Annotated in this window: 13 protein-coding genes; all 13 read right to left on the reverse strand. The window is 41.2% G+C overall.

Annotation, left to right across the window (positions count from 1 at the left end):
• Window positions 1–245 precede the first annotated feature (245 nt).
• A complete protein-coding gene (locus ACX0G9_RS30795; protein ID WP_459068836.1) occupies window positions 246–503 on the reverse strand; it encodes a DUF7660 family protein in 258 nt (85 codons plus the stop codon).
• 15 nt (window positions 504–518) lie between these two features.
• Window positions 519–2,210, reverse strand: coding sequence for a hypothetical protein (locus ACX0G9_RS30800; RefSeq protein WP_459068837.1), 1,692 nt, complete (start codon window positions 2,208–2,210; stop codon window positions 519–521).
• Window positions 2,211–2,700: 490 nt separating this feature from the next.
• Complete coding sequence (locus ACX0G9_RS30805) at window positions 2,701–2,889, reverse strand: hypothetical protein (protein WP_459068838.1); 189 nt, start codon at window positions 2,887–2,889, stop codon at window positions 2,701–2,703.
• A 718-nt stretch (window positions 2,890–3,607) separates the two neighbouring features.
• A complete protein-coding gene (locus tag ACX0G9_RS30810; RefSeq protein WP_459068839.1) occupies window positions 3,608–3,982 on the reverse strand; it encodes a hypothetical protein in 375 nt (124 codons plus the stop codon).
• A gap of 10 nt (window positions 3,983–3,992) precedes the next feature.
• Window positions 3,993–5,279 carry an RHS repeat domain-containing protein gene (locus tag ACX0G9_RS30815; RefSeq protein ID WP_459068840.1) on the reverse strand — a complete coding sequence of 429 codons (1,287 nt, stop codon included), beginning with the start codon at window positions 5,277–5,279 and terminating at the stop codon, window positions 3,993–3,995.
• A 126-nt stretch (window positions 5,280–5,405) separates the two neighbouring features.
• On the reverse strand, window positions 5,406–7,208 hold the full coding sequence (gene tnpC, locus ACX0G9_RS30820; protein WP_459068841.1) for an IS66 family transposase: 1,803 nt from the start codon (window positions 7,206–7,208) through the stop codon (window positions 5,406–5,408).
• A 35-nt stretch (window positions 7,209–7,243) separates the two neighbouring features.
• Entirely contained in the window at window positions 7,244–7,603 is a 360-nt protein-coding gene (gene tnpB / locus ACX0G9_RS30825; protein ID WP_459068842.1) for an IS66 family insertion sequence element accessory protein TnpB, read from the reverse strand.
• A gap of 2 nt (window positions 7,604–7,605) precedes the next feature.
• Window positions 7,606–7,935 carry an IS66 family insertion sequence element accessory protein TnpA gene (tnpA, locus tag ACX0G9_RS30830; RefSeq protein WP_459068843.1) on the reverse strand — a complete coding sequence of 110 codons (330 nt, stop codon included), beginning with the start codon at window positions 7,933–7,935 and terminating at the stop codon, window positions 7,606–7,608.
• Between the two features lie 2 nt (window positions 7,936–7,937).
• Entirely contained in the window at window positions 7,938–8,372 is a 435-nt protein-coding gene (locus ACX0G9_RS30835; RefSeq protein WP_459068844.1) for a hypothetical protein, read from the reverse strand.
• A gap of 605 nt (window positions 8,373–8,977) precedes the next feature.
• The gene (locus ACX0G9_RS30840) at window positions 8,978–9,166 is read right to left on the reverse strand and encodes a DUF4926 domain-containing protein (protein ID WP_459068845.1); all 189 of its coding nucleotides are present in this window, start codon (window positions 9,164–9,166) and stop codon (window positions 8,978–8,980) included.
• 30 nt (window positions 9,167–9,196) lie between these two features.
• On the reverse strand, window positions 9,197–9,433 hold the full coding sequence (locus ACX0G9_RS30845; RefSeq protein ID WP_459068846.1) for a hypothetical protein: 237 nt from the start codon (window positions 9,431–9,433) through the stop codon (window positions 9,197–9,199).
• Window positions 9,434–9,774: 341 nt separating this feature from the next.
• On the reverse strand, window positions 9,775–10,173 hold the full coding sequence (locus ACX0G9_RS30850; protein WP_459068847.1) for a hypothetical protein: 399 nt from the start codon (window positions 10,171–10,173) through the stop codon (window positions 9,775–9,777).
• Window positions 10,174–10,182: 9 nt separating this feature from the next.
• Window positions 10,183–11,358 (reverse strand): RHS repeat-associated core domain-containing protein (locus ACX0G9_RS30855; RefSeq protein ID WP_459068848.1); only part of this gene is annotated, 1,176 nt, incomplete at its 5' end.

The raw sequence follows: 11,358 nt of genomic DNA on the forward strand, positions 1-11,358 counted from the left end.
TCTCTAAAATACGATTATATCTTTTTGTGCCCGGCAGATGATGGTTTTGAACTTTATGAAGGAGTTCAAAACCACATTGCCTACTATAACGACAAAACGCATCATACCACCCGGCAATCACCCAATAACCGATACCAGGAACACCTAAAAAATGCAGCTTGATCTATGAATGTTCAAAGGCAAATCTTAACTTAACATCCTAACCTTTTGGTCTCGAAAATGGGGAGTGTTATATAAGCCAATACTTATTCATAAATTTTCGCAGCAATAAGAATATCAGTAAAAATTTTCCAGCTTATATTTTCAGGGCAGGGGATGTTATTATTTATGTAATAGCCCTCCATATCCTCTGTCCAACTTTGAACGGCCTCCAGATAATTATCGAGATTTTTATTTTCCCAAGTATCTGGATTGCTTTTAAAGTCCATAATTAAAGCTCCAACAAATTTTATAAAATCTTCTTTTGAATCTACGCTTTGAGCAATTTTTTCTACTTCTAGCATAATTATTATTTTTCATTATTTAACAATCCTACTATGTCCATTACCTAATTTCAACCGTATTGATGTCCCTCCATTAGGAGTTGTCATTTTCCACATTTGACCACTTGGATTAGCCCATTGAATAGGCGCTTCAGGTATGCCCGAAAGTTTAAATGCAGCTAACCTTCTATGGTCAAGAGTCCATATCTTTCCGTTTGCATCTTTCCAAACATTCATTCTCAATACTCCAGGGTTTAAAGTTCCTGCTTTTAATGCTTCAGCATTTCCTAGTACTGTAAATTCTCCTGTGGTATTTTTTATGCTGCTTTGCATAAAATGTATTTCATTTGTCCTGAGAGTCTCGTTAACCTCTACGAAACTTGTACTCTTAAGCGTAAATTTTTCTGCAATATTTATTCTGGAAAACGCACCTCCAATTGCCAGCTGGGCAGGAAGCTCATAGGTATGTAGATCAGTAAACGCATTACCAAAGTCTTTTAATTGCTGATTAATTGAAGTATGGGTTCTATATTCACCATCTATGCTAGTAAAATCAATAAAACTTTGAATTGGATTGGTAGTAGACTCTTTATATCCGCCGGCAAAATAATTATTTATATTTTTAGCCCCCTCGGATAATGGACCAACCGTAACGTTGGATACAAAATTCATCGTGTTTGTAACAGCATTCCCCAACCCCTCGAAGAAATTAGGAGCACTAAATACCGGGTTATAATCCAATTTATAATTGGTATTGTCCTTTTTAAAAAACCCCGTTCCTGGGCCTCCTGTCGAATCTCCTAGCAGATCGTTGTATAATATGGGATTTCCAAAAAATGCAGAATATGGACTGACACCCACAGTAGGTTTAGGGTCTGTATTCCACCGAAGTCCTATTCGAGAATCATATTCCCAGAATTCTGCAGTGTAAGAATTTCCTGAGGCATTTACCTCACTTGAATTTTCCTTCCCATTAAACCCATATCGGTAGTTTCCATTACTATAGGTCCTGCCCGGCATCTGCATCCCGAACGGATAATAATCCTGGGCGCTGGCGATATCGGCATCAAAATGCTCTATCAAAGAACTGTTGCCTGCCGAAGATACAGCATTTTTCCGATCGGTTATGGTCGCCAGGACGTTCCCCAAATGGTTGCCTAACTCATACTGTTTTTCGCCACGAGTAAAGGCCCGGAGCAAGGGAGTGCCATATAGAGAGCCGGTACCCATACTCACCGACGTGGGAACTACGGTGAGTCCTTTCAGGACTCCCAACCGGCTGCTTCCATACAAATGCGTTTCGGTTTGTTGAAATCCTGCACTACCCGTTTGCTGATACACACTCATGACATTTCCCTGGGCATCCCGTACATAAACAGTCGTCACATTGCCAACTGTCTTAGAGATACGGTTACCGGAAGCATCGTAGGTATATGTGAGGTTATTTCCAGTCCTCTTCGTTATAGCAGCAATCTTTCCATAAACTGTCCACTCAATATTGGTGATGTCTGACGCATCATCGAATACCAGGTTGCCTATCTTATCGTATTTGTAGTTTTCAGCTGCCGATTGGTTATCAATATCTTCCGTATAGTTTGCCGTATAACTGGGATTATCCGCTATATGCCGCAAACGATTCGTATTGGGATAATAGTCATAAGGGGGAGTATTATAAACTGAACGAATAAGCGTATTTACATTACTAGGAATGCCATACAAGTCCTCCATCGGGCGTGCCCCAAGGGTCGGGCTTTACCCTTCAAGTCCTCACCGTCCATCCTGCACAGGCTCCGGGCTTTTCGGTCCAATCCCTCACGCGAAACTCTTCAGACATTACTTTGGGAGCAATAATTCTTAGAGCTCGCTCGGCATTTTCCTGGCTGCTATATGCTCAACGCGACCAGTTTTTCTCATCAACTATGGCTGTGGCCAAGCAGGGGTGGTTATTCAGCCAAGCCAATATCGGCATTTGAATCAGCTCGAAAAAGCAATGTCGCTTTTGAGCATGATAGCTGCCAGGATGCCATTCGGTGTAGCATCCTGCTGAAAACAATATTGTAAAGATTAGTAGGAGACCCTGAATGCGGGCAGGCGTGAAAGTAACATTCAGCTTATGTCCCAGTTTAAATAGATGGGCGATTACACCTTAACGGGAATCTGTAAAAAAATTACGGGGCCGCCTTTCACCGAACCCCACAATTATTCTAAAAAGTCCTTATCAAACCAACTCAATATCCTTTTCGCTTACTTCAAGAATGCAAATAGTATTATTTTCGTTATCAATAAATTCAACTAAATAAAAGATTGGGTGATTGAGATAAATCTGATGAATCACCTCTTTTGTGCCTTTAGGCACTTGTTCACTCATTTCCCTATTTGCTTTAATTACATCCAGCTCTTTAAGCATTTTTTATTGTTTTGTTGGTATTGCATTAACTCATCTTACGGCTTCATCCTTGTTTTTATCCATGCAAAAGTTTTATCAATAGTTTTACCATTAGCCCCCATTATTGATATGACTTGATTATATTATAAGGGGTAACTTAAATTTCCTTCCTTATTGCGCATTTGAACCTGCCCTTTTAAGGGCGCCGAGATCCTTAATGTTTTCAAATATATTTGCAAACTTAAAATTCTTTTCAGCATTATCGTTTTTAACTGATAGCTTTCTAGGGGTTTTTATTATAGAAATCGAATTCTCGAAAAAAGGAAAAGAAGTCTCTGCTAACTATTCAAATTCCTTTGCAATGTAGGATGAAGAGAGAGCAAGCACATCCAATTTTGATACCAATCAACTCTACTTAGAGGAACTAACTTTGAATTTGCTAAGGGAAAAGATTTGCCGGTAAAAGTGGCTGACTGTAAATAATATTCTCCTGTAGGCCTAAGTTTACCTCCTAAAACTGTATGGGAAAAATTCATAGCATCTGGATTTGGCAATGGTATTCTTAAACCAGCAACTTAAAGTTGAGCCAAATGTGTTTCGAGTATATATCGTGAATTTAATATTGGCCGTTCTCCATTAATTGGCTTTAGAGTAAATCTTTCCGAAATGTTTATTCTGGAAAATGCGCCACCAATAGCCATTTGAGCTGGAAAAATATATGATGCCCCTATATCTTTAGCTAATCTAGAGCAAATGAACTCAAGGTCTCGAGAGTAAATTCAGGGCCAATAACTTGATGCCATTTTTGTAAAAACCTTGAGTTTAAAGGGATTTCTTCCTTGCCTTTAAAACTTTCAAAGTATTTCATTTCAATTAGAATATTAATTGCGTTAATGATTCCCTTTGTATTGACTTCATCAATAATGATTATTCCAGGAAGGGAAAAATATCCATCATTTGTCATCTCATATTTCAACACTCCTTCAGAAAAAAAATATACTTCATAAAATAATTTATCTATTTCAACAATTATGTCATCTCTATACCCCTTTTGCATATAATGGTCCTCCATTAATATGTTATTCCCATTTAAAAAATGAATGACTTTTTGCATAATTTTCTTTTTATTTCTTAACTGGTATTGTTTTTATTTCATTCAATAGCTTTTGGAAATTCTCAGCAGACATCTTTGTGTCTTTTGGAATAATATCAAAATGGCCGGGATTAATTGTCGATGGAGTAGGAATAATTTGCAATTCCTCTGGAATAGATATGATTTTGTTCGCGCCCCCAAACTTTTGCAAATTTACTGGGTTCACATCTAAGCTTAATCCTCTTGCGGGATATTTGCCATTTGGAGTTGCCCTATATTCTCCTGATTTCAAATCGAAATTCTCCCCTCCCCTGTAAATTGGCACTTCTGCTCCTTCATAATTAACTGCGACTCCCTCTCCACCATTTGCTGTAGCTTGGGCTTTCCCTGCTAAAAGATTAGTCTCTGCTATAGCAGGGATATTTAGTTTTGGGGCTCCAGGTCCAGTTTCACCATGAAAGCCTGGAGTAGGTTCTCCGTGCATGCCACTTCCACCTCCTTCTCTCTCGCCGTTAAATAAAGTCGCAAAATTGAATACATTAATGCCTGCTTCAATATAATCCCCTGGGGTCCCTTTTTCAAAGGTAGTATTCGTTACTAATTTTCCTTTCCCATTCTGAATTTCAAAAGTGGTTTTTCGACGTACGTTTCTTCCCCCAACGAAAGTATTTATTCCTTCCAAAGGAGGTGTAAGAAGGATGACAATATTATTTGTTATCCCATCAAATAAGCGGTTATGAGAAAATCCGCCCATATTCACGGGTATAGGAATAGCACCTGTAGGTATTGGGATCCGATTATGGTCGGAAGGAGGTTGAAAGTAAAGCCTTCCATCCGGCATTTTAAATACAAATTCCAATCCGTCTTGGTCAATAAATGTAATAGGGCTATTACTTGCATACTGATAGGGTGTTAGCTCTGCATACTTTTTTGTAATAGGATCCAAACTCAAAAACCTCGCAACTCTGGGATCATAAACCCGCATACCGTAATCAATCTCGTTCCCTACCCCTTTCACCTCATTATCATTCTCCTTCCCATTAAACCCATACCGGTAGCTACCACTACTATGCGTTCTCCCCGGCATTTGCATCCCAAATGGATAATAATCCTGGGCGCTCGCAATGTCGGCATCAAAATGATCTATCAAAGAACTGTTACCTGCCGAAGATACGGCATTTTTTCTATCGGTTATGATCGCCAGGACGTTCCCCAAATGGTTGCCCAGCTCATACTGCTTTTCTCCTCTGGTAAAGGTTCGTAGCAAGGGAGTGCCATATAAAGAGCCTGTACCCATGCTCACGGCAACCGGAGTCACGGTGAGCGCCTTTAAGACTCCCAGCCGTAAGCATACGATCCGGAGCATCTTTGAATGGAACACTGGAGGGCTTACATTTGCCTCAGAACAGTAAGTGAGGTAATAAAGTTCTTTTATCGATGGGGGTTAGTTGGAGGAGGGAGCCGGCTTCCAATAAGGCGGCAGTAAATGAATCAGCTCGCCAGCCGGGCAATCGTGGAGTCGATTATATACATCGTGCAGGTATTCGAAGGGATCAATACCGTTCAGCTTGCAGGACTCGACTAGCGAATAATAAAGGGCCGCCCGTTCACCGCCATGGGCATTGCTGGCGAACAGGGAGTTTTTTCTGAAAAGGGTAATGGGCCGGATAGCTCTCTCGACCGAGTTATTATCCAAATCTACCGTGGCCACTTCTGTAAATCGCTGCACCCGGTCCCATTGGTTGAGCGCATAGGTGATGGCTTTGGCCATTGGGGTATCCGGAACAGGATCTTTCGACTGTTGCTCTAACAGCCAGGTCTTTATTTTATCCAGGAAAGGTTTTGTGTATTTCTTACGCAGCGCCAGCCGTTGCTCATCATTCAGCTTTTGCTTATCCGCATACGCTTCAATCTTGTAGATGATATTAAAGTAAGTGAGCACTTCACCCGCCAGGGATTTATTTTGCTTTTGGGCCTTCTGGAACCCTCGGCGTATATGTACAAGGCAGCCTAATAAAGTAACGTCGTCATTGTCCTTAAAAGCAGCCGTATAGGAAGACAGGCCATCTACCTGAAGGTCGCCTTTAAAATCTTTCAATATTTCCTGTGGTACCTGGTGTGCGCGGGTAGGATCAAACTCGAAGAGGATGAGTTTTAGTTCCGGAGCCAGAAATACCCAGAGCCAACCGGTGGCAGCCTTACCCTTACCCACGTCATGAAGATATTTCAGAGAGGTTTCGTCGGCCTTTATATACCCGGCTCGCTGGATCATCTTTTTTAACAGCTTTAAGAGGCGCTTCAGCTTTTTATAGCAAACTTCCTCCCAATGATCGACCGTTGAGGCGGCAAAGGAGAATCCCATGATCCGCTCAAAGCGCTGCAACTGCCGGTAGTAGGGCATATAATAGACAAACCGCTCACTATGCAGATGCGCGAGCAGCCTATTGCTCACTGTACCTCTCTCGATCATGCGCGGCAGCACCGGTGTACACAGGATCGTTTCTCCGTCCTGAGATATGTATTGGAGATGCTCTTCGATCTTTTTAATGAGCTTGCCGGGAACAAAATCATAATAGACAGATACTTTTTTCCCCATCGGCTTGAGGCCGGTCTTGTCGCCGGGAAGGTCAAAGACGACCTTTTCTGTTTCTATATGAGTAGGGATGGCCCGTCTGCCTTTATGTGCCTGGTGGCGTTTGCGTTTGCGGCTGGTTTTCAGGATGGCTTTGGCCACACTTTCTGTGGACATCGGCGCCACCGCCTCCTGAATAATAGCTTCCACTTGCGCCGCATCAAAATCCGATCCCAGTGTTTGCTGGATGGCAGCTTGGGTGGCGGCCGTTTCGGGGATGACCTTTTCACTGCGTTGTCCAAATAACATCGTCTGCAATTCCTTCAATTGCCATTCTTTGCGCAAACCATCTTCAACTTTCTGTTGAAGATCAGCCAGTTGTTGCCGCAATTGCTCATTCTGCTGTTGCAATACCGTGATTGTTCTATCTTTATCGATGCTTCTATCCTGCTCGGCGGACAGCCAGCGAGCGAGTTGCTGCTTGTCTGCTTTAAGCTGGCTGGTCTCTGAGGTGAGTTCCTGTATAATGCGGGTAAATACATTGCGTTCCTGGTTTCGACTGTCGCAGAGGTCAGCCTGCGCCAGCTCTAAGGCGGCGATTTGTCGGAGTGCTTCCGGGAGCGTATATATGATCTCAGGCTTCACGATAGCAAATATACTAACGTATAAGGACATACGTATAAATATATTGAACTATTTTTGAACTATTTTCAACTCATCTGGCGCATGGCAGACCGGTTGTAGCGCTTTCGGAATCGGACCTCAACACCTTCCAGGATCAATAACAGATCTTTCTTTTCTAATAGCATCATCCGGCTGGCCGGATCATACACCGGGGCGCCAAAACTGCCCCTGGAAAGTCGCTTGTAATAAATGCTAAAGCCGTCTCCGTCCCAGGCAAGCATTTTAGCTTGCGTTCGCCGCTGGTTGAAGAACACGTATAGTGTTCCATACTGAAACGGATCTTCCTTCATCTCATTAACGACCAGTCCGGACAAGCCGTTAAAACTTAGCCGCATGTCTGTTGCTCCGTTCCAAAGCACCAAGCGATAACCCGTTAAAGATAGCATACTTATAAGAGGGATTTTAGGTAGGAAGGCTCTACCCGTTGATAAAAGACGATACCGCGGAACTCCGCAAATATCCGGCCCTGGTTTTGCGGACCCTGCACTTCCGACCTATCTACCGGGATGAAACCAGCCGCAGGAAGCTGCTGCAACTTCTTCGCCCGATACTGCTTGCGCCAGTTGTAGAAGGTCGCCTCCGATACCTGGAAGGCTGCGGCAAACTCCTTTACACTGATATTACCCGCTTGCTCAAACTGCTCTATAGCGGAAAATCTCTCCTGCTTATTTAAGGACTGACGTCCTGCCGGCAATGACTCTCTTTTGGCTTGTTTCATGCTTACTGTTTTTCAAAAAGCAAAGCTATCACCCACTTTCCGAATAACATCGATGCTCCGGATCGTATGCTTACTCCCAGCCGGCTGCTTCCATACAAATGTGTCTCTGTCTGTTGAAATGCAGCGCTGCCCGTTTGCTGATATACGCTCATTACATTTCCCTGGGCATCCCGGACATAGACGGTGGTGACATTGCCTACCGTCTTGGTGATCCGGTTACCTCCTGCATCATAGGTATATGAAAGGTTACTTCCGGTCCTCTTGGTAATGGCCGCTATCTTTCCATATACCGTCCACTCAATATTGGTGATGTCTGACGCATCATCGAATACCAGGTTGCCTATCTTATCGTATTTGTAGTTTTCAGCTGCCGATTGGTTATCAATATCTTCCGTATAGTTTGCCGTATAACCGGGATTGTCACCTATGTGTTGCATACGGTTGGTGTTGGGATAATAGTCATAAGGGGGAGTATTATAAACTGAACGAATAAGCGTATTTACATTACCATGAATGTCATATATGTCCTCCATCGGGCGTGCCCCAAGGGTCGAGCTTTACCCTTCAAGTCCTCACCGTCCATCCTGCATAGGCTCCGAGCTTTTCGGTCCAATCCCTCACGCGAGGCCGCCACATCGGTATGCTACCACAGTTTTCCGAATACCACACTTTGCTTTCCTCATTTCCACTCGGCATCCTGTTTGCAGCTATCCTGCTCATCGCGACCAGTTTTTCTCATTAGCGAGAGCTATAGCCAAGGAGGGGTAGGGTATTCAGCCAAGCCAATATCGGCATTTGAATTAGCTCGAAAAAGCAATGTCGCTTTGAGCATATAGCAGCCAGGATGCCCTTCGGTGTAGCATCCTGCTGAAAACAATATTGTAAAGATTAGTAGGAGACCCTGAATGCGGGCAGGCGTGAAAGTAACATTCAGCTTATGTCCCAGTTTAAATAGATGGGCGATCACACCTTAACGGGTATCTGTAAAAAAATTGCGGGGCCGGCTTTCACCGAACCCCACAATTATTCTAAAAAGTCCTTATCAAACCAACTCTATATCCTTTTCGCTTACTTCAAGGATGCAAATAGTATTATTTTCGTTATCAATAAATTCAACTAAATAAAAGATTGGGTGATTGAGATAAATCTGATGAATCACCCCTTTTGTGCCTTTAGGCACTTGTTCACTCATTTCCCTATTTGCTTTAATTACATCCAGCTCTTTAAGCATTTTTTATTGTTTTGTTGGTATTGCAGCAACTCATCTTACGGCTTCATCCTTGTTTTTTATCCATGCAAAAGTTTCATTAATAGTTTTACCAATAGCCCCCATTATTGATATGACTTGATTATATATAATAAGCGGCAACTTAAATCCCCTTCCGTATTGCGCATTTGAACCTGCCCTTTTAAGGGCGCCGAGTTCTTTAATGTTTTCAAATATATTGGCAAACTTAAAATTCTTTTCAGCATTAACCGTTTTTAAGCTGATAGCCATCTAGGGATTTTTATTATAGAAATCGAATTTTCGAAAAAAGGAAAAGAAGTCACTGCTAACCATTCAAATTCCTTTGCAATGTAGGATGAAGAGAGAGCAAGCGTATCCTATTGATCGCATCATCCAAAGTATATCCGACTTTCTTAAATAAAGGGGTTAACCTTTATTTACCAAGAATGAAATTTTTATTTGTAAATATATGGAGCAACAGTCGAAATGATATCAACCAATGGCCAAATTTTGAATATTAATCCGAAAATAGATTTTCTACGACCGCCATTTTTTTTTCCGCGTTGAAAATCTGGAGGATTAAATGAGACGCTAAAGATCCTTTATCTAAATTAAAAGTCCAAATCATGTGAAACAATCTGACTAATACTCAAACCATTCTTATTAACTATGATATCTTCCAATTCAGAAAAAATAGTAAAAGTAATTTCATTATTATCTTTAAACCCTTTAAAATAACTAAATAAACCAATTGAAAACAAAACACTTCCATTTGAAATACTCAATACTACAACTTTTAAATCCACCCCAATTAATAAATACTCTTCTTTAGCCAGAATTATCAAATCCACTTTAATTATATCACTACTTGAATAACCAATATAGTATTTTTTATTTTTTAACTCAAAATAAACATGAGTGTTAGTATTGGAATCTGAAATTATCTTATAAACGCCTTCTGCCTCGTCAAATTCTTTTCGATTTACATAATGTATCAATGGAATTATCATATTTTATTTTTAAGGTGTCGTTGCGGATTTAGGTATTACGGAAGATATTTCTGGCGTAAGGTTCATATTACTCCCTTGATAAAAGTAACTAATTTGAATACTTCCAGCATCCTGGCCTTTTTTCTTTCCAGCGGTAAATACCAACGATAATTCCTTTGTAATTGTGGTTCCAAATTCATTAATTTTCGAAGAAATCACTTTCCCATTTAAGCCCATATTAAATAATTCTGTCAATCGTGAAAACCCTTCATTATTATCCTTAATACCCCAATATTCAAACACTTTTGCCATACTTGCTGCCCTATCTTGGTTATGAATCAAAGATTCAACTGTACGACCTACATTTTTTGCATATACATCCAATTCTATACCTTTCAAATTCTGATATTCCAGTTTTCCAAACAAATAATCGAGCTTGGTTGTATTGACAATAAATTTTTCTAGCGGAAGAATTAATGGTGCTGCATTTTGTTTAAATAAAAGTTTTAATCCTCTTGCGACTTCGTCGCCCTGGGCAAACTCTAAACCAGGAGTTCCATTAGGGTCAGGATTTAGTAACTCAATAACAAAAGCCCCAACATTTGCAGCGGCAACTGAATAAGTAGCATAGGAGGTTACAGCCCCAGCAGTAATGTTTGTCAGTGTAGCAGTTGTTCCGGCAGTTGCAAATAATGAAGCACCAAATCCAGCCGTTAATGCTCCGCCTACAAATAAAAAGGCATTTACTTTATTATGAAAAATTATCTGCGCGGCATGTTGAGGGTCTTTTTTATACAATTCCCTTTCGTAGTCGAGAATGTCATGTGTTTTTGTTGAAGCCCAATAAGGCTCAAATTCTTTTCCATCTCTATCAATTGCAAAAATAGGCGTGTTACTGGCAAACTGATATGGAGTTAATTGTGCATATTCTTTAAAAAGGGGATCGATTGATAAAAACTTCCCAATTCGAGGATCATAAATCCTAAACCCATAATCGTATTGTGCACCGCTCCCCTTAACTTCCGGATCTTGTTCCTTCCCATTAAACCCATACCGGTAGCTACCACTACTATACGTTCTCCCTGGCATTTGCATCCCGAAAGGATAATAATCCTGGGCGCTGGCAATATCGGCATCAAAATGATCTATCAAAGAGCTGTTGCCTGCCGAAGATACGGCATTTTTTCTATCGGTTATGGTCGCCAG

This window comes from Flavitalea flava (genome assembly GCF_054461575.1).

Bases quoted from the DNA above. Each gene is read 5' to 3' on its own strand.
- ACX0G9_RS30795 (WP_459068836.1), bottom strand. From the start codon at position 503: ATGCTAGAAGTAGAAAAAATTGCTCAAAGCGTAGATTCAAAAGAAGAT.
- ACX0G9_RS30800 (WP_459068837.1), bottom strand. From the start codon at position 2,210: ATGGAGGACTTGTATGGCATTCCTAGTAATGTAAATACGCTTATTCGT.
- ACX0G9_RS30805 (WP_459068838.1), bottom strand. From the start codon at position 2,889: ATGCTTAAAGAGCTGGATGTAATTAAAGCAAATAGGGAAATGAGTGAA.
- ACX0G9_RS30810 (WP_459068839.1), bottom strand. From the start codon at position 3,982: ATGCAAAAAGTCATTCATTTTTTAAATGGGAATAACATATTAATGGAG.
- tnpC (WP_459068841.1), bottom strand. From the start codon at position 7,208: ATGTCCTTATACGTTAGTATATTTGCTATCGTGAAGCCTGAGATCATA.
- tnpB (WP_459068842.1), bottom strand. From the start codon at position 7,603: ATGCTATCTTTAACGGGTTATCGCTTGGTGCTTTGGAACGGAGCAACA.
- tnpA (WP_459068843.1), bottom strand. From the start codon at position 7,935: ATGAAACAAGCCAAAAGAGAGTCATTGCCGGCAGGACGTCAGTCCTTA.
- ACX0G9_RS30835 (WP_459068844.1), bottom strand. From the start codon at position 8,372: ATGCAACACATAGGTGACAATCCCGGTTATACGGCAAACTATACGGAA.
- ACX0G9_RS30840 (WP_459068845.1), bottom strand. From the start codon at position 9,166: ATGCTTAAAGAGCTGGATGTAATTAAAGCAAATAGGGAAATGAGTGAA.
- ACX0G9_RS30845 (WP_459068846.1), bottom strand. From the start codon at position 9,433: ATGGCTATCAGCTTAAAAACGGTTAATGCTGAAAAGAATTTTAAGTTT.
- ACX0G9_RS30850 (WP_459068847.1), bottom strand. From the start codon at position 10,173: ATGATAATTCCATTGATACATTATGTAAATCGAAAAGAATTTGACGAG.